We start from the raw sequence: 16,240 nt of genomic DNA, 5'->3' as shown, positions 1-16,240 counted from the left end.
TACGAGGAGTTGAACAGAGCATGCAGTGTCCGAAGTGCCATGCGCCGATGCACACGTACAACCGCAACGGTGTCCAGATCGAGCAGTGCAGCGGCTGCCGGGGCATCTTCCTCGACTACGGTGAGCTGGAGGCGCTGACCCGTCTGGAGTCCCAGTGGACCCAGCCGGCTCCGCCGCCGCCCGCTCCGGGCGGCTACCCCGCGACCCCTGCCCCGGGCGGCTACCCGGCGGCCCCTGCCTGGGGTGCCCCGCACGGCGGCCACGGCGGCGGCCATGGCGGCGGCCATGGCGGCCACGGTCACTACGGCCACCACCGCCACAAGAGCTTCGGCCACATGCTGTTCTCCAGCTGAGCCCACGAAGAAGCCCCCGGCCACAGGGCCGGGGGCTTCGGTGTGTGGACGATACTGGGATTGAACCAGTGACCTCTTCCGTGTCAGGGAAGCGCTCTCCCGCTGAGCTAATCGTCCTCGGGACCACGACCGCTCCAGGGAGACGATCGGGGCTACTGCGTGCGCGATACTGGGATTGAACCAGTGACCTCTTCCGTGTCAGGGAAGCGCTCTCCCGCTGAGCTAATCGCGCTGGTCGGACACCTGTTGCCAGGGTCCAGTGGACGATACTGGGATTGAACCAGTGACCTCTTCCGTGTCAGGGAAGCGCTCTCCCGCTGAGCTAATCGTCCTTGGAGGTGGAGACGGGATTTGAACCCGTGTAGACGGCTTTGCAGGCCGTTGCCTCGCCTCTCGGCCACTCCACCAGGAATGCAGGGGTTCGGGAAGATCCCCTGGTTCCTTCGAGCGGACGACGAGGCTCGAACTCGCGACCTCAACCTTGGCAAGGTTGCGCTCTACCAACTGAGCTACGTCCGCTTGTCTTTTCGGACCGCTTGCGCGTCCCGGCGACGTGTTGAACTCTAGCGGATTCCCGGGCCAGTACAAAAACGCGTTTGCGCAGCGTGCTGCGGTGCACGTGGTCGCGGACATGGTCAGGGTCCCACGAGGACATCCGCGAGCCACCTTCGGGACACTCGCCATAGACTCGGCTGTGTGTCCGACCTTGCTCCTCTCGCGCGTTTCGGTGACCGCGTCGCCACCGGTCTCCGTGATGTCACCAGCGATCCCGCGGCGCTGGACTCCACCGGTTTCTGGGCCGTCTGCGCGGACTACGAGGGACGACTGACCTGCGCCCGCTTCACGGACGTACGAAACGAGCCGGTGCCCTCTCCCCGGCCCGGGAGGTGGCGGGGGCCGGCGGTCGGTGACTGGACGTCCTCGCTCGACCGCGCCGCGTACACGGCCGGGGTGCGCCGGATCCGCGAGCACATCGCGACCGGAGAGGTGTACCAGGTGAACCTCTGCCGTGTGCTCTCCGCGCCGATCGCGCCCGACGCCGACGTGGACGCCCTGACCTCCGTGCTGGCCCGGGGCAACCCGGCACCGTACGCAGGAACGATTCGCCTGCCACGTCACGGAGTGGAGACGGCCACGGCGTCGCCCGAACTGTTTCTGCGCCGCGAGGCGCGCTCGGTGTCCTCCGGTCCGATCAAGGGCACCGCGCGGACCGAGGCGGAACTCCTGGACAAGGACTACGCCGAGAACGTGATGATCGTGGACCTGGTGCGCAACGACCTCGGGCGCGTCTGCACCACGGGCAGTGTGGCCGTCCCCGATCTGTGCGCCGTCGAGAAGCACCCCGGTCTGGTCCATCTCGTCTCCACCGTCCGCGGTGAGCTGCGCGCGGACGCGGGCTGGCCTGAGCTGCTCGCCGCCACATTCCCGGCCGGGTCGATCACCGGCGCCCCCAAGTCCAGTGCCCTGCGGATCATCGACGCCCTGGAGACCGCCCCCCGCGGCCCCTACTGCGGCGGCATCGGCTGGGTCGACGCGGACCGGGGCGTGGGCGAGCTGGCCGTCGGCATCCGCACCTTCTGGATCGACCGGACCGCCGGGGACGCCCCCGTGCTGCGCTTCGGCGCGGGCGCGGGCATCACCTGGGGCTCCGACCCCGAGGGGGAATGGCACGAGACCGAACTGAAGGCCGCCAGGCTGCTCGCGGTAGCGTCGGGGCACTACGAGGACACGGGGTCGGCATGAGCCACTTCCCGTGCCGTGCCCATCCGGGGGACGGCGCCTCCGTGCGCGGCGTGGTCGCGGGCCGGACACCCGGCCGCCCCCGAGCGTCGGACGACGCTTCCGTCACCATCTTGCGAGGTAAAGACCAGTGAAGCTCTGGCTCGACGGCGGGCTGCAGGACATCGACGCCGCCCGCGTCTCCGTCTTCGACCACGGACTGACCGTCGGCGACGGCATCTTCGAGACCGTCAAGGCCGCCGACGGCCGGCCGTTCGCCCTGACCCGCCACCTCGACCGGCTCACCCGCTCGGCCCGTGGACTCGGCCTTCCCGACCCCGATCTCGACGAGGTCCGCCGCGCCTGCCTCGCCGTCCTCGAGGCCAACCCGATGCCGCTCGGTCGGCTGCGCATCACCTACACCGGCGGTCACGGCCCGCTCGGCTCCGACCGCGGCGACCGGGGCCCGACCCTCGTCGTCGCCCTCGGCGAGACCACCCGGCGCCCCGACTCCACCGCCGTGATCACCGTGCCGTGGACCCGCAACGAACGCGGCGCGCTGGCCGGCCTCAAGACCACCTCCTACGCCGAGAACGTCGTCGCCCTCGCCCGGGCCGCCGAACAGGGCGCCTCCGAGGCGCTGTTCGCCAACACCGTCGGACAGCTCTGCGAGGGCACCGGCTCGAACGTCTTCGTCGTCCTCGACGGCGAGATCCACACCCCGCCGCTCGCCTCCGGCTGCCTCGCGGGCATCACCCGCGCGCTCACCGTCGAGTGGGCCGGTGCCAAGGAGACCGAACTGCCGCTGGATGCACTGGTGCGCGCGGACGAGATCTTCCTGACCTCCACGCTGCGGGACATCCAGGCCGTGCACCGGGTGGACGGCCGCGCACTGCCGGGCGCGCCGGGACCGGTGAGCGCCAAGGCCATGCGGATCTTCACCGAGCGGTCCGGGGACGACCTGGATCCGTGAGGCCTGGAAAACCCGGCTGACAAGGGACACCGTCGCGGGTAGAACAGCCGTGATGACGACGACCCTGCGGCCGGTCGAGCCGCTTCAGCACCGTGCCGACGGGACGCGTTCGCGTCGCTACCAGGTGTGCGTGAACGGCCGCCCCGTCGGTGCGATACACCTCGGCACCTCTCCGTCCCTCGGCGACGGGGTGGCCCGCATCATCCATCTGCGCATCGCGGAGCCCGACCGTCGGCGGGGCCGGGGCACCGTGGCCGCGCTCGCCGCGGAGGAGGTGGCGCGCGCCTGGGGCTGCCGGCAGATCGAGACCATCGTCCCCGCCGGGGCCGAGGCGGCGCTGCGGCTCACCGGGGTGCTCGGTTACGTCCTGCGCAACCGCGGCATGGAGAAGCGGCTCGGCGACACGCCGCCCCCGCTCCCGGCCGGCAGCCGCTCCCGGCCCATGACCGAGGCGGAGTTCGGGGCCTGGCGCGCGCAGGAATCGGAGCACTACGCCCGTACGTGGAGCGAACGGGGCGTGCCCGAGGCCGAGGCGTACGCCAAGGCCCGGCGCGACCTTGAGCAGCTGCTGCCGCAGGGCATGCGCACCGACAACATCACGTTCAGCGTGCTGGAGCACGAGGGCACGCGCGTGGGCGTTTTGTGGCTGGCGGTGCGGCAGGACAAGGCGTTCGTCTACGACGTCGAGGCCGACGAGGCCCACCGTGGGCACGGACACGGCCGGGCGCTGATGCTCCTGGCGGAGGCTCAGGCGCTCACCGCCGGCCGGCGGGTCCTCGGACTGAACGTGTTCGCGGGCAACACCCCGGCCGAAAGCCTCTACGCATCGCTCGGCTACGAGACGACGCAGTACGCGTTGTACAAGCCCCTGCTGTAGGGCCTGCCTCGCCCGATCAGGCCCCCTGCTCCGCCAGCAGCCGGTCCACGATCTCCTCGATCCGCCGGCGCAGCCCCTCCTGGCTCTTGCCGCCGTCCAGGCGCTCGCCGTCGATGACGTAGGTCGGGGTGCCGGTCACGCCGATCGCCTTGCCCTCGGCCTGGTCGGCGTCGACGATCAGGATGTGCCGGCCGTCGATCAGCGCGGTGTCGAACTCCTCGGCGTCCAGCCCGAGTTCGCGGGCCACCTTGATGAGGAACTCCTCTCCGTCCCGGTCCAGTTCCTCGACCCGGCCGAGTACGGCCTCGACGTACGGCCAGCCCTGTCCCTGTTCCAGCGCCTCCTCGGCGGCCTGCGCGGCGGCGAAGGCGTGTCGGTGCTTCTCCAGCGGGAAGTGCCGCAGCCGCAGCTCCAGCCGGTCGCCGTAGCGGGCACGTAGCGCGCGGAGGTCATCGAGGGCGCTGCGGCAGTCGGGGCACTGGAGTTCGCACCAGACGTCGAGGACGGGTGCGGCGGCGGATACGGGGGAGGAGTCGCTCATGGTCACCAGTCTCCCAGCCCCGGGGACCGGGCCCCACACGGGACGGCCGGGCTCGGGCCGGAGAGCGGGGTGAAGGAGAGGGCGGGGTCCGTGTGGGCAGGGGTGGAGACGGGGGTGGGGGCCGTGCGGTCAGGGGTGGAGACGTGTCCGCACCCTGAGGAGGAGCCGACCCGGAGATCTCCCTGAGGTCCGCTCCGACCGTGGCCCAGGAGGCACGAGGCGGTGCAGGATGGAAGGGACGAACCCCACCTAGCTGTGCCTGGAGGACCGGATGATCGCCGAGACAGTCTGCTCCGCCGTCTCCGTGGCCGGCCTGGGCGTCGCAGTCGTGACGGCCTACCGCAAGCGTTTCCTCTCCGCCGCCCGCATCGCCGCTTACTCACTGGTGCCCATCGGCCTGGTCATGACGGGAATCGTCGGCTGGCTGGCCCACACCGCGTTCAACCCCGTGGCCTGGGCGGGCTTCGGTGTCCTCGGGGTCGCCTGGCTCCTCTTCCTGACGACGCGCGCCGTGGAGCGACGAAGCGGTGGGCGCAAGGAGCGCAGAGAGGCCCGGGGCGGGCGGCGCGAGGCGGTCGCCCCCTCCTCCTCCGAGCCTGCCCTCGGCCCCGGGACCCGCCCGGCGGCCCGGCCCGCGGGCAGCCCCCGTAGAAGCGATTCCGCCGACGACTTCAGCGACATCGAGGACATCCTCAAGAAGCACGGCATCTGAAGGATTGAAACGACACAGTGGTCGGACGGCGAGCGCGCGACGATCACGAGGGGCCACGCGGAGATCAACTTCGGTCCGGTGTCGCAGAAATTGGCGAACTCCCCGACATTACGGGCGTGTTGATCGCGAAGCGAGCGGGGGCTGCGTCATCATCGCCGCGAGATGCTGGACAGAACCCAGAGCGACACCGGCGTGCCTTCCGAGGAGCGCCGGGGTTGTCTCTTCGCGCTTTCCCAGCCACCGCTGATGATCTTCCTAGCGGTGATCGGCTGCCTGCTGCTCATGGCATCGCTGCACGACCTGCTGCTGCTCTGAGCCGTATACGGAGCCCCTGGCGCCACCCGCTGAGGGCTCCGTCGGCCCGCCACGGGGACGCGCCGAAGGGGGGTCCGTGTTTCAGCCATGCCTGTGCTCACGGAGCGTGGCGGAGTCGCGCCGACGCCCCGCGGCCGGGCTCGGCTCAGCCCGCCGCTTCCTTGCGGCGCGCCCGGTACGCCGCCACGTGGAGGCGGTTTCCGCAGGTGCGGCTGTCGCAGTAGCGGCGGGAGCGGTTGCGGGAGAGGTCGACGAAGGCGCGCCGGCAGTCGGGCGCCTCGCAGTGCCGCAGTCGCTCCTGCTCCCCGGCCACCACGAAGAACGCCAGCGCCATCCCGCAGTCCGCGGCGATGTGGTCGGCGATCGAGGCGCCGGGTGCGAAGTAGTGCACATGCCAGTCGTAGCCGTCGTGATCGGTGAGCTGGGGTGTGGTGCCGGCGGCCGCCACCAGTTCGTTGATCAGTCCGGCTGCGCTCCGGGCGTCGGGCGCGGCGAAGACCGTGGCGAGCCGGCCGCGGATCCTGCGCACCGCCGCGAGGTCGAACTCCGACAGCACACCGACATCGCTCAGATCGTGCTCGCGCGCGAAACGGCCGAGGGTGGCGACATCCGGAAGCCCGTCCGTCCCGTCGCCGTCGGGTGTGGTGTTCACCAGATCCACCACTAGGTCGAGCGCGCACCGGGTGTCGTGGGTGATCAGCACGAGTCGCTCCCTGGCCTGGGGGTCGGGCGGACGCCCGCCGATGCTGGCCGAGCCTAGCGGCTCAAAGCCGCCGTGGGGCCGTCACGCAGCAAGCCATGACGCCGGTCGAACACCATGACGCTCCGCGGGGCGGACGCGCCACGGTACAGCACCGGATGCTCACTCTGTGTGCGCACGCCGGGGCGCCGCCTCCGCGAGGGCTCGCGGTGACGGCGCCCAGGTGTGCCGTATGCGGTTGTCCCGGCCCGAGCCGTCTCCCCGAGTGGACGGCGCCGGGCGACTACGGGTGGTGCGCTAGCTCTCCGCCAGGATGTGGGAGAGCTCGGTGTCGAGATCGAAGTGGCGGTGCTCCGTGCCCGGCGGCACGGCTGCGTCCGTCCGCTTCAGGAACGACTCCAGTGCCCGCGCCGGGGCCTCGAGCAGGGCCTCGCCCTCCGGGGAGCTCAGGGCGATGCATACGACGCCCTGACCGTGACTACGGGACGGCCAGACGCGGACGTCGCCGGTCCCGGTGGGCCGGTGCAGGCCCTCCGCGAGGAGGTCGCGGGCGAACACCCACTCGACGGTCTCCTCGGCTCCGGTATGGAAGGTGGCGTGCACGGCATAGGGATCGGCCGTGTCATACCGCAGTCCTGCGGGAACAGGCAGTGAGGACTCGCTCGACACAACGAGGCGCAGGTGCAGCTCGCAGCTGACCGTGGTGTTCATAAGCGCCAGGGCCTTTCGCTCAGTGTGCGCTCGGGGATTCGCACGTCGGCGAAATCGACATGCCACCTACGGTGCCGTTGTAAACCCCTCTGAGTGTTTTGCTTGCCTTTACGTACCTCGTCCGGCGGAGACACTCTTCGGGCGTTACGTCCATTCCGGTGACGGGTTTCTCTCCGGTAGGGTTTGGTCGTATGAATACGGGGAGTGACGGGACGGACAAGAACGCCGTGTTCGAGGAGCGACCGAAGCCCCAGCGGGCCCTGGGATCCCGGGCGCCGGAATTCATCCGGGAGCGACGGGTTCTGCATCTGAGCTGGCAGGTGGGTGTTTTCGTGGTCGGCCTGGCGGTGGTCGGCGCCGGCGTGGTCATGCTGCCGCTGCCCGGGCCGGGCTGGCTGGTGATCTTCGCGGGCCTGGCGCTCTGGGCGACGGAGTTCGTCTGGGCCCAGCTGGTGCTGCGCTGGACCAAGCGGAAGGTCACCGAGGCGACGCAGCGGGCACTCGACCCCAAGGTGCGCCGACGGAACATCGCCCTGACGTCGGCGGGCGTGGTGATCGCCGCGGCCCTTACCGGGGTCTACGTATGGAAGTTCGGCCTCGTGATGCCGTGGAGCATCAGGGAGGAGTGACCCGGCCGCTGGTCGGAGGCACTCCTGACATGGGGTAATGTTCTTCCTGCGCCCGGGCGATTAGCTCAGCGGGAGAGCGCTTCGTTCACACCGAAGAGGTCACTGGTTCGATCCCAGTATCGCCCACAGCACCGAGGGTGGTGGGTGCTCGCGGACAACGCGAGCACCCGCCACCCTCGTCGTATGCGCCCCTCCGGGCGTGTGTCGGCAAGCGCTTTCCCGAAACGATTCACAGCTGTCGGGGCGCCGGCGCGGGGAACAGCCGCGATCCGCTACGTCCCGTGGGCGCCGACGTGCGCGAAGAGGATTGAGCTGGTCCGGATCGACCAGTCATCCGGATCAGCCGATCCCGATCGATCAGCCTGGATCAATCAGTCCGGATCAATCAGTTCGCGACCTCTTCGAAAAGAAGTCCCCGGAGATCGAGCGGAAGATAGACGTCCGGTATTGCGTGCCTTTTGGGAGAAGCCCCGGGCCGGACGCCCGGCGGAAATCCGTGGACGTATTCCACAACGCCCCCGGATTCCTCGGCAGTACGGCGGACGGGGCGTTCCACTCGGTCTCAAGTCCCAGGTGAGCGGCGGGAATTCGACGACGGGCCGGGACGTGGAGCGCCGCCGCACGGGCGACGGCGCTCGCCCCGCAAGTGTGGTCCCGCCGTACCGCGCACGGCATGAGTACGCCTACTCAGATACCCGGGGCACTCCCGGGCAGACTCTGCCCATGGATCCGAACCACTACCGCCTCCGCAGCCTGTGGCCGCTGCCCGCGCCCCCCGCCGCCGTGTACGCGGTCCTGGAGCGGGCCGAGGAGTACCCGAGGTGGTGGCGTCAGGTGCGGGAGGTGATCCGGCTCGACGACACCACCGACATCGTCCGGGTCCGCTCGCTGCTGCCGTACGACATCACCTTCACCGCGCGGGAGGTGCGGCGCGATCCGGCGGCCGGGGTCCTTGAGGCCGCGCTCTCCGGCGATCTCGAGGGCTGGGCTCGCTGGACGGTCACCGCGGCCGCCGCCGGCACCCTCGCCCGCTACGACCAGGAGGTCGAGGTCACCAAGCCGTTGCTCAGGCGCTGGGCCGTGCCCGGACGGCCCGTCTTCCGGGTGAACCACTGGCTCATGATGCGGGCGGGACACAGGGGGCTGCTCGCGCACCTCCGAGCGGTTTGAACGAACCGGCCCCGGACCTGTATTGTTCACTGCGTTCCCGGGCGATTAGCTCAGTGGGAGAGCGCTTCGTTCACACCGAAGAGGTCACTGGTTCGAACCCAGTATCGCCCACCCGGAGAAGGCCGGTCCGTCAGAGACGGACCGGTTTTTTCGTGTGCCGAAGTGCTGGGGTGCCGGGGCTGACCCCGCCCCGTGGGCCCAGGTCAGGCGGCCGCCGGCAGCTCCGGGCGCAGCGGCCAGGCCGTGTCCACCACCTCCTCCGAGCCGCTGCGCGCGAACCACGCCTGCAGCCCCCGCGCCTGCGCCGCATGCCACCCCGTCTGCAGGGTGTGCAGTTCGACCGGCGTCAGCCGCTCCAGGCGGGCCGCGTAACGGCGCCCCAGTGCCCGTACGACCTCCAGCGCGGCCAGTGCGTCCGCCGCCGCGTCGTGCGCCCCCTCCAGGGCGACGCCGTAGTGCGCGCTCAGATCGGTGAGGGTGCGGCGGCCCTTGCGGTAGCGGTCCAGGTGCTTGTCGAGGACCCGCGGGTCGAGCACGCACAGCGGCTGCGACGCGAACCAGCGGTCCAGTGAGGAGGCGCGGTGGCGGCGCAACTCCCGGTCCAGGAGCGTCAGATCGAACGGCGCGTTCATCACCACCAGCGGCCGTCCCAGCGCGGCCTGTTCGCCCAGTTCCCTGGCTATCTCCTCCATCACCGGCGACGGCCAGCGGCCGTTGCGCTGCAGATGTTCCTCCGTCAGCCCGTGCACCGCCGTCGCCTCCGCGGGCACCGGCACACCCGGGTTCACCAGCCACCGGCACACCCTCGGTCGGGTGCCCGGTGCGTCCTGGACGACGACGGCGGCCGACACGATCCGGTCGGTCTCGACGTCCACACCCGTGGTCTCCGTGTCGAACGCGGCCAAGGGGCCCTCGTACCAGCACGCCATACGAACTCAACTCCTTGTTCACCTTCGGCAGTTGACGTACCGTCTTCTGCCCGTTTGGTGATACCCGGGCTGTTTGCGTCGTACGCCGGGAGGACACAACAGGAGTACGGGTCTTTGCAGTTCAGCGGCCCGTCACGGGGATCGGCACGACGGGGAAGGCTGTTGGTCATGGCGATAGCGCAGCCCGAGCGGGGCGGGCTGCTGCCCGAACGCACGGGCCCTCTTCGCGGCACACTCGCCACCACCGCCTGCATGGAGACACTGCAGGTGGGATATCTGCACGCGGTCGCCGCCGCGGCCGGCTGCTCGCTGTCCCAGCCTTTTCCGGACAACGGCATCGACTGGCACGTCAGCCACAGCGCCCCCGGCCACACCGTCGACGACGAGGTCACCATCAAGGTGCAGCTCAAGTGCACCTACCAGATCCCGCCGAACCCGCCGGGCCGCTTCTTCTCCTTCACGCTCGACAACGAGCACCTGGCGAAGCTGGCCCGCACCCCCGTCTCCGTGCACAAGATCCTTGTCGTGATGATCGTGCCCCGGTCCCAGGAGCAGTGGCTGCGGGCCGGCCATGACCGCCTCGATCTGCGGCACTGCTGCTACTGGATCAATCTGGCCGGACACCCGATCACCGGCCGGCACCGCACCACCGTGCGCATCCCCACCGCGCGCATCTTCGACGACCGTGCCCTGTGCGAGATCATGACCCGGGTCGGAACGGGAGGCAGACCGTGACCCACCGTCCCCTCGACGAGCCACTGCGCGCCGTCCGACCACACCCGGCGGAGCAGCCGTGGAACCAGCCGCCCGCGCCCGACCAGGTCGATCCCGCCGTGCTCGGCGCCCTCCTGCACCGGCACGGCTGGCAGCGCCGCGGCGGCGCCCCCGGACGCTACGGCCGGTGGACCCCGCCCGGTCCGGGCAGCGGCGGCACCAGCCTGCTGGTGCCGGAGAGCCGGGCCTTCCCCGACAGCGACGACCTGCTCGGCGAGGCCCTTGTCGCCCTCTCCCGCAGCGGCTCGCCCTCCGCCCGTGACGTGCTGGTCGGACTCTCCGTGCCCAGCGACGAGATCCACTGGTGGCGGGACGTGCCCACCGGGCCCGTGGGTACCGCGCCCTGGGCCGTGGAGGACGAGCTGCGCTCCGCCGCCCGCGGGATGCTGCTGGCCGGCGCGCTCGCCACCCGCGCGCGGGCGGGCTACTACGGTGCCCGGCACCGCAGGCCCGCCGTCGCGTCCCTGGACGACGTGCTGGTCGGCGCCGCCCCCGGCGGCCGCAGGCTCACCGCCTTCGTGCCCGTCGCCGCCGGCCGGCCGCTCGCCCTCCGTCTGCACCAGGCGCTCTACGCGGCCCGGGAGGCCGTCGACTACCAGCGCGCCACCGGCGGCATGGACGCCTTCGACGCCGCTGTCGAGGCCGGGGTGAGCCGTGAGCTGACCGAGGCCCTGGTGGCTCTTGTGCGGGGCTCCGAGGGCGCCCGTATCGCCGTCGAGTGGGCGCCCGCGGGCGGGGTGCCCGAGGGCGGTGCGACGCCCGTCGAGCCGGTCGAGTTCTCACCGGGCGACCTGCCTGTTCTGCGTGAGGCCGGGGCCCGCTATCTGCGCGAGGAGCCGTCCGTCCCGGTGCGGATCACGGGCACCGTCGTACGACTGCGCCGGTCGGCGCCGGGCGGCGAGGGCACGGTCCGGCTGCGGGTCATCGCCGGGGCCGAGGTGCCGCACGTACGGATGACCCTCGACGAGGAGGCGTACCGGACAGCGGGCCACGCTCATCTCGCCGGGCTGCCGGTGCGGGTGCACGGGCGGCTGGAGAGCCGCGGCGGCTTCCGCCGCCTGGCGGACGCGTCCGGGGTGGCCCCGGTGCGGGTGGACGAGGCCGAGCGGGACCGGCTGATGAAGTCGCTCCAGGAGAACGCGAAGGACACGGACTTCTACGAGGAGGCGTGCGAGGAGGACTGACCGCGACCGTTTCGCGGTGGGCGGCCGTGGGTCGGTACGATCCCAGTCATGCGCGCGCTCCAGGTATGGCGCCGCATCCGCCAGCAGTCAGGAGAGACCGGTGTCAGACGTCCGTGTGATCATCCAGCGCGATTCCGAGCGGGAAGAGCGCGTGGTGACGACGGGGACTACGGCCGCCGACCTCTTCGCCGGCGAGCGCTCGATCATCGCCGCGCGCGTGGCCGGCGAACTGAGGGACCTCAGCTACGCGGTCCAGGACGGCGAGACCGTCGAGGGCGTCGAGATCTCCTCCGAGGACGGCCTCAACATCCTGCGCCACTCCACCGCGCATGTGATGGCGCAGGCCGTGCAGGAGATCTTCCCCGAGGCCAAGCTGGGCATCGGCCCGCCGGTCAAGGACGGCTTCTACTACGACTTCGACGTGGCGCGGCCGTTCACGCCCGAGGATCTCAAGGCCGTCGAGAAGAAGATGCAGGAGATCCAGAAGCGCGGCCAGCGCTTCTCCCGCCGTGTCGTCACCGACGAAGCCGCCCGCGAGGAGCTGGCGGACGAGCCCTACAAGCTGGAGCTGATCGGCCTCAAGGGCTCGGCGTCCAGCGAGGACGGCGCCGACGTCGAGGTCGGCGCCGGCGAGCTGACGATCTACGACAACCTGGACGCCAAGACCGGCGAGCTGTGCTGGAAGGACCTCTGCCGCGGTCCCCACCTGCCCTCGACCCGGCTGATCCCGGCGTTCAAGCTGATGCGCAACGCGGCCGCCTACTGGCGCGGCAGCGAGAAGAACCCGATGCTCCAGCGCATCTACGGCACGGCCTGGCCGTCCAAGGACGAACTGAAGGCCTACCTGGACTTCCTCGTCGAGGCCGAGAAGCGCGACCACCGCAAGCTGGGCAGCGAGCTGGACCTGTTCTCCATCCCGGAGCAGATCGGCTCCGGCCTCGCCGTCTTCCACCCCAAGGGCGGCATCGTCCGCCGCGTGATGGAGGACTACTCGCGGCGCCGCCACGAGGAAGAGGGCTACGAGTTCGTCTACACGCCGCACGCGACGAAGGGGAAGCTCTTCGAGACGTCGGGCCACCTGGACTGGTACGCCGACGGCATGTACCCGCCCATGCAGCTCGACGAGGGCGTGGACTACTACCTCAAGCCCATGAACTGCCCGATGCACAACCTGATCTTCGATGCGCGCGGCCGCTCCTACCGCGAACTGCCGCTGCGCCTGTTCGAGTTCGGCACCGTGTACCGGTACGAGAAGTCGGGCGTCGTGCACGGTCTGACCCGTGCCCGCGGCTTCACCCAGGACGACGCGCACATCTACTGCACGCGCGAGCAGATGGGCGACGAGCTCGACAAGACGCTCACCTTCGTGCTGAACCTGCTGCGCGACTACGGCCTGACCGACTTCTACCTGGAGCTGTCCACCAAGGATCCGGAGAAGTACGTCGGCTCCGACGAGGCCTGGGAGGAGGCCACCGAGACCCTTCGTCAGGTCGCCGAGAAGCAGGGCCTGCCGCTGGTCCCGGACCCGGGCGGCGCCGCCTTCTACGGCCCGAAGATCTCCGTCCAGGCCAAGGACGCGATCGGCCGCACCTGGCAGATGTCGACGGTCCAGCTGGACTTCAACCTGCCGGAGCGCTTCGACCTGGAGTACACGGCCGCGGACGGCTCCAAGCAGCGCCCGGTCATGATCCACCGCGCCCTCTTCGGCTCCATCGAGCGGTTCTTCGCGGTGCTGCTGGAGCACTACGCGGGCGCCTTCCCGGCGTGGCTGGCACCGGTCCAGGCCATCGGCATCCCGATCGGCGACGCGCACGTCGAGTATCTGCAGAGGTTCGCCGAGGCCGCCCGCAAGAAGGGCCTGCGCGTCGAGGTCGACTCCTCCTCGGACCGTATGCAGAAGAAGATCCGCAACGCCCAGAAGCAGAAGGTGCCCTTCATGGTCATCGCTGGCGACGAGGACATGTCGAACGGATCGGTGTCCTTCCGCTACCGGGACGGCTCGCAGGAGAACGCCATCCCGTTCGACGAGGCCATCGCGAAGATCGTGAAGATCGTCGAGGAGCGGGCGCAGGTCTGATCCGCACCTGTGTGAGATGTGCGTCCGACCTGTAGGCGACGGACGCCAGGGCCCCCGGGGAGTCGAGTGCCCCGGGGGCCCTGCCTCGTTCTCGGTGACCTCACCACGCTCACGGATCGCACCGGCCCCTGCGGACGCGTCGTTCCCGCGGCCCGGCTTCGCCCACGGGCCGCTGCTTCCGAGGCCCGCCCCGACGCCGCACACGGGTGAAGCCATATGCTGCACTGCATGACGAGTGAGCCGGAGCAGCAGATCGGAGTGGGGACGCAGGACGCGTTCCAGCGCCTGTGGACGCCCCACCGGATGGCCTACATCCAGGGCGAGAACAAGCCGACCGGTCCGGGGGCCGACGACGGCTGCCCGTTCTGCACCATCCCGGCCAAGTCCGACGAGGACGGGCTGATCGTCAAGCGCGGCGAGCAGGTGTACGCGGTCCTCAACCTGTACCCGTACAACGGCGGCCATCTGATGGTCGTGCCCTACCGCCACGTCGCCGACTACACCGACCTGACGGAGCCGGAGACCGCGGAGCTGGCCGAGCTGACCAAGCAGGCCATGACCGCCCTGCGCAGGGCCTCCGGGGCCCACGGCTTCAACATCGGCATGAACCAGGGCACGGTCGCCGGCGCGGGCATCGCGGCCCATCTGCACCAGCACATCGTCCCGCGCTGGGGCGGCGACACGAACTTCATGCCCGTGGTCGGCCACACCAAGGTGCTGCCGCAGCTGCTGGCCGACACCCGCACGATGCTGGCGGAGGCCTGGCCCACGGCGTGAGCGCGAAGCCCGGCTAGCTCCGGGGCGACCCCCTCCGGGTCCTGCCGGGCCGCCCGACCGACCGGGCGGCCCGGCAGGACCGCCTCAGTACTAGGCGTCGTAGAGGTCGGCCTTGCGCGGCATCGGATCCTGCACCTGCGAGCTGAGGAACGACGACCGCGTGCCGAACTTCTCCGTGTCCACGCCGTTCTCCTCCAACACCCGGAGCGCCGCCGCGTGCACCACGCGCAGCACCGGTGTGGCCGCCCGCAGCGCGTCGTCCGCCATGAAGCGGTGGCGCCACGGCTGGTCCGCCCAGGCGTGCCGCAGACCGAAGGGCTCCGGCAGGGTCAGCGAGCCGCCCAGCCAGTTCAGCACCGGCGGATACCAGGTGAGCGGGGCGCGGACCGCCAGGCGCACCACCTCGTCCGTGTCGACCAGCGGGAGCTTCACCTCGCGGGTCTCCCAGAACCTGATCTGCTTCTGCACCTTCTTGGTCGGCGCCGAGGGCTTGGTCGTGAACAGCGCGTTCACCGGCCCCAGGGCGTGCCCGGTGACCTCGATGCGCAGCGTCTCGTGCAGCACCGTCACCGTGATCAGCATGGTGAGGACCAGCTGGCCGTCCCACAGCGTCCACTGGACCCCGAGATAGTGCCGCTCACCGCCGCCGAACTGCTGCTTGTTGCAGATCTCCTGTATCGCGTGCGGCTTGACCTGGTACGCGTCCACGTCCGTGCCCTCGGGCCGGGACACCTCCGAGGCCTTCTCGCCGATCGGGCTGACGATCCAGTGCTTGATCGACGGGGTCGGGAAGCCGCCGGTGTTCAGCGGGCCGCGCTCCAGCAGGCTCAGCTGGTCGTGGATGGCCCTGACCACGTCCCAGCTGCGGAACGGGTGGATCTCCTTGTCCGGGTCACGCGGCACCAGGTCCTCGGCGAGCTGCCAGCTGCCCCAGCGCGTGCCCATGCCCAGGATGCCCTTGGGGCCCGCGTAGAAGACGGAGTTGGACCGCTGCTCGGCGCTCAGCCGGACCAGCGCCTGGCGCAGCCGCTCGGCGGAGTTCTCCCCGGGGCTGCCCGGCACCGCTTCGGGGATCTTCGCGCCCAGGCCACCGCCGGCGAGCAGGCTCCCCCAGCGCTCGCGCAGGTCCCGGGCGGTCCGCTCGCAGATCCGCTTCGCCCAGTACCAGCCGATCACGGGCAGCACCACCGTCGCGCGCCCGTACCACGCCCAGAAGCCCGTGAACGGCATCCGGATCAGGAAGATCACGGCGAGGGCGCCCACCGCGACCAGCAGCGTGGTGCCGAGGGCGGACGCGCGCTTGGCGTCCCGCTTGGCGATGGTGGCGCGGATCTGGAAGACCAGCAGCCACACCAGCAGCCCGGGCAGGAACAGCACCCCGCACAGCACCGTCACCGCAGCGAGCCAGTTGTCGCGCTCCCGGCGGATGCGATGGGCGGCCAGACAGTGCTCCACGACCACCTGCGGCTCAGTGCCGAAGGACTGGATGAGCGCCTTGCGGCCGGCGCCCAGCATGCGGTCGCGCACCGCGAGCGAGAAGGCCTCGCCGAGGTTGGGGCGGAAGAGCTTCGCCCAGGAACGGGGAGGGCTGACCTTCGACTCGTGCCATTCGTTGTTCGCGTCGAGGATCGTCTCGACCTTCGCGTCCCGGTAGGCCGCCGAGGCCAGGGCGTAGGTCGCCGCCGTCTGCCCCGCGGAGCCCGAGAGGGGCACCTGTGCCCCGGGGCTGAAATCGAATCCGTCCGTCACTGCCGCCCGCCCCCTCGCCGCCGAACCCGCTTCTGCGGCCTTCCCGACTT

General features: G+C 70.6%; 17 protein-coding genes and 7 tRNA genes. 14 read left to right on the top strand and 10 right to left on the bottom strand.

Annotated features, from left to right (window positions below):
- The first annotated feature begins 20 nt into the window (after window positions 1-20).
- Window positions 21-353, top strand: coding sequence for a zf-TFIIB domain-containing protein (locus tag AB0L95_RS31055; protein WP_365167251.1), 333 nt, complete (start codon window positions 21-23; stop codon window positions 351-353).
- A 45-nt stretch (window positions 354-398) separates the two neighbouring features.
- Here the strand turns inward: AB0L95_RS31055 and AB0L95_RS31050 are convergent.
- The 5 genes from AB0L95_RS31050 to AB0L95_RS31030 form a co-directional block, all read right to left on the bottom strand.
- Window positions 399-470: transfer RNA gene (locus AB0L95_RS31050), tRNA-Val, on the bottom strand.
- Between the two features lie 43 nt (window positions 471-513).
- Window positions 514-585: transfer RNA gene (locus AB0L95_RS31045), tRNA-Val, on the bottom strand.
- Window positions 586-613: 28 nt separating this feature from the next.
- A tRNA-Val gene (locus AB0L95_RS31040) sits at window positions 614-685 on the bottom strand.
- Window position 686: 1 nt separating this feature from the next.
- Window positions 687-760: transfer RNA gene (locus AB0L95_RS31035), tRNA-Cys, on the bottom strand.
- Window positions 761-799: 39 nt separating this feature from the next.
- Window positions 800-872 (bottom strand) — tRNA-Gly (locus tag AB0L95_RS31030).
- Window positions 873-1,049: 177 nt separating this feature from the next.
- Here AB0L95_RS31030 and AB0L95_RS31025 point away from each other — a divergent pair.
- From AB0L95_RS31025 to AB0L95_RS31015, 3 genes are all read left to right on the top strand, one after another.
- The gene (locus AB0L95_RS31025; protein WP_365167249.1) at window positions 1,050-2,096 is read left to right on the top strand and encodes a chorismate-binding protein; all 1,047 of its coding nucleotides are present in this window, start codon (window positions 1,050-1,052) and stop codon (window positions 2,094-2,096) included.
- Window positions 2,097-2,223: 127 nt separating this feature from the next.
- The gene (locus AB0L95_RS31020; RefSeq protein ID WP_365167246.1) at window positions 2,224-3,045 is read left to right on the top strand and encodes an aminodeoxychorismate lyase; all 822 of its coding nucleotides are present in this window, start codon (window positions 2,224-2,226) and stop codon (window positions 3,043-3,045) included.
- Window positions 3,046-3,097: 52 nt separating this feature from the next.
- Window positions 3,098-3,922, top strand: a complete 825-nt coding sequence (locus tag AB0L95_RS31015) for a GNAT family N-acetyltransferase (RefSeq protein WP_365167244.1) — start codon at window positions 3,098-3,100, stop codon at window positions 3,920-3,922.
- Between the two features lie 16 nt (window positions 3,923-3,938).
- Here AB0L95_RS31015 and AB0L95_RS31010 read toward each other — a convergent pair whose 3' ends face one another.
- Window positions 3,939-4,463, bottom strand: coding sequence for a DsbA family protein (locus tag AB0L95_RS31010; protein WP_365167242.1), 525 nt, complete (start codon window positions 4,461-4,463; stop codon window positions 3,939-3,941).
- A gap of 271 nt (window positions 4,464-4,734) precedes the next feature.
- Between AB0L95_RS31010 and AB0L95_RS31005 the strand changes: the two genes are divergently transcribed.
- Entirely contained in the window at window positions 4,735-5,175 is a 441-nt protein-coding gene (locus AB0L95_RS31005; protein WP_365167239.1) for a hypothetical protein, read from the top strand.
- A gap of 162 nt (window positions 5,176-5,337) precedes the next feature.
- Window positions 5,338-5,490, top strand: coding sequence for a hypothetical protein (locus AB0L95_RS31000; RefSeq protein WP_311699471.1), 153 nt, complete (start codon window positions 5,338-5,340; stop codon window positions 5,488-5,490).
- Between the two features lie 145 nt (window positions 5,491-5,635).
- Here the strand turns inward: AB0L95_RS31000 and AB0L95_RS30995 are convergent, their stop codons facing one another.
- Entirely contained in the window at window positions 5,636-6,193 is a 558-nt protein-coding gene (locus AB0L95_RS30995) for a CGNR zinc finger domain-containing protein (protein ID WP_365167236.1), read from the bottom strand.
- A gap of 294 nt (window positions 6,194-6,487) precedes the next feature.
- The gene (locus AB0L95_RS30990; RefSeq protein ID WP_003959770.1) at window positions 6,488-6,901 is read right to left on the bottom strand and encodes an SsgA family sporulation/cell division regulator; all 414 of its coding nucleotides are present in this window, start codon (window positions 6,899-6,901) and stop codon (window positions 6,488-6,490) included.
- 191 nt (window positions 6,902-7,092) lie between these two features.
- On the opposite strand from AB0L95_RS30990, the gene AB0L95_RS30985 reads away from it, so the two are divergent.
- The 4 genes from AB0L95_RS30985 (at window position 7,093) to AB0L95_RS30970 (ending at window position 8,811) form a co-directional block, all read left to right on the top strand.
- Window positions 7,093-7,530 (top strand): TIGR02611 family protein, encoded by a 438-nt coding sequence (locus AB0L95_RS30985; RefSeq protein WP_365167234.1) that lies wholly within the window; start codon window positions 7,093-7,095, stop codon window positions 7,528-7,530.
- A 54-nt stretch (window positions 7,531-7,584) separates the two neighbouring features.
- Window positions 7,585-7,656: transfer RNA gene (locus tag AB0L95_RS30980), tRNA-Val, on the top strand.
- A gap of 597 nt (window positions 7,657-8,253) precedes the next feature.
- Window positions 8,254-8,700, top strand: coding sequence for an SRPBCC family protein (locus tag AB0L95_RS30975; protein ID WP_365167231.1), 447 nt, complete (start codon window positions 8,254-8,256; stop codon window positions 8,698-8,700).
- A 39-nt stretch (window positions 8,701-8,739) separates the two neighbouring features.
- Window positions 8,740-8,811 (top strand) — tRNA-Val (locus tag AB0L95_RS30970).
- A gap of 92 nt (window positions 8,812-8,903) precedes the next feature.
- Here the strand turns inward: AB0L95_RS30970 and AB0L95_RS30965 are convergent.
- The gene (locus AB0L95_RS30965) at window positions 8,904-9,629 is read right to left on the bottom strand and encodes a 3'-5' exonuclease (protein ID WP_365167228.1); all 726 of its coding nucleotides are present in this window, start codon (window positions 9,627-9,629) and stop codon (window positions 8,904-8,906) included.
- 168 nt (window positions 9,630-9,797) lie between these two features.
- Here AB0L95_RS30965 and AB0L95_RS30960 point away from each other — a divergent pair, with 168 nt between their 5' ends.
- The 4 genes from AB0L95_RS30960 to AB0L95_RS30945 all read left to right on the top strand — a co-directional run bounded on the left by AB0L95_RS30960 (window position 9,798) and on the right by AB0L95_RS30945 (window position 14,441).
- Complete coding sequence (locus tag AB0L95_RS30960; protein WP_365167226.1) at window positions 9,798-10,364, top strand: DUF4365 domain-containing protein; 567 nt, start codon at window positions 9,798-9,800, stop codon at window positions 10,362-10,364.
- Window positions 10,361-11,587 carry a hypothetical protein gene (locus tag AB0L95_RS30955; RefSeq protein WP_365167224.1) on the top strand — a complete coding sequence of 409 codons (1,227 nt, stop codon included), beginning with the start codon at window positions 10,361-10,363 and terminating at the stop codon, window positions 11,585-11,587. The genes AB0L95_RS30960 and AB0L95_RS30955 overlap by 4 nt, the downstream gene beginning before the upstream one ends.
- Window positions 11,588-11,687: 100 nt before the next feature.
- Complete coding sequence (gene thrS / locus AB0L95_RS30950; protein WP_365167221.1) at window positions 11,688-13,664, top strand: threonine--tRNA ligase; 1,977 nt, start codon at window positions 11,688-11,690, stop codon at window positions 13,662-13,664.
- 216 nt (window positions 13,665-13,880) lie between these two features.
- Window positions 13,881-14,441: an HIT domain-containing protein gene (locus tag AB0L95_RS30945; protein ID WP_365167218.1), complete on the top strand. Its 561-nt coding sequence runs from the start codon at window positions 13,881-13,883 to the stop codon at window positions 14,439-14,441.
- Window positions 14,442-14,531: 90 nt separating this feature from the next.
- Here AB0L95_RS30945 and AB0L95_RS30940 read toward each other — a convergent pair whose 3' ends face one another.
- The gene (locus AB0L95_RS30940) at window positions 14,532-16,190 is read right to left on the bottom strand and encodes a hypothetical protein (RefSeq protein WP_365167216.1); all 1,659 of its coding nucleotides are present in this window, start codon (window positions 16,188-16,190) and stop codon (window positions 14,532-14,534) included.
- Between the last annotated feature and the right edge of the window lie 50 nt (window positions 16,191-16,240).

Source organism: Streptomyces sp. NPDC052036, assembly GCF_040680495.1.
GTDB lineage: Bacteria > Actinomycetota > Actinomycetes > Streptomycetales > Streptomycetaceae > Streptomyces.
The sequence above is the reverse complement of the archived record's forward strand: the minus strand, read 5'-3'. Positions and strand labels throughout refer to the sequence as shown.

Excerpts from the sequence above, each read along its gene's own strand:
- AB0L95_RS30975 (WP_365167231.1), top strand. The coding sequence starts at position 8,254 with ATGGATCCGAACCACTACCGCCTCCGCAGCCTGTGGCCGCTGCCCGCG.
- AB0L95_RS31015 (WP_365167244.1), top strand. The coding sequence starts at position 3,098 with ATGACGACGACCCTGCGGCCGGTCGAGCCGCTTCAGCACCGTGCCGAC.
- AB0L95_RS30960 (WP_365167226.1), top strand. The coding sequence starts at position 9,798 with ATGGCGATAGCGCAGCCCGAGCGGGGCGGGCTGCTGCCCGAACGCACG.
- AB0L95_RS31010 (WP_365167242.1), bottom strand. The coding sequence starts at position 4,463 with ATGAGCGACTCCTCCCCCGTATCCGCCGCCGCACCCGTCCTCGACGTC.
- AB0L95_RS31005 (WP_365167239.1), top strand. The coding sequence starts at position 4,735 with ATGATCGCCGAGACAGTCTGCTCCGCCGTCTCCGTGGCCGGCCTGGGC.
- AB0L95_RS31000 (WP_311699471.1), top strand. The coding sequence starts at position 5,338 with ATGCTGGACAGAACCCAGAGCGACACCGGCGTGCCTTCCGAGGAGCGC.
- AB0L95_RS31055 (WP_365167251.1), top strand. The coding sequence starts at position 21 with ATGCAGTGTCCGAAGTGCCATGCGCCGATGCACACGTACAACCGCAAC.
- AB0L95_RS30945 (WP_365167218.1), top strand. The coding sequence starts at position 13,881 with ATGCTGCACTGCATGACGAGTGAGCCGGAGCAGCAGATCGGAGTGGGG.
- AB0L95_RS30990 (WP_003959770.1), bottom strand. The coding sequence starts at position 6,901 with ATGAACACCACGGTCAGCTGCGAGCTGCACCTGCGCCTCGTTGTGTCG.
- AB0L95_RS30965 (WP_365167228.1), bottom strand. The coding sequence starts at position 9,629 with ATGGCGTGCTGGTACGAGGGCCCCTTGGCCGCGTTCGACACGGAGACC.
- AB0L95_RS30985 (WP_365167234.1), top strand. The coding sequence starts at position 7,093 with ATGAATACGGGGAGTGACGGGACGGACAAGAACGCCGTGTTCGAGGAG.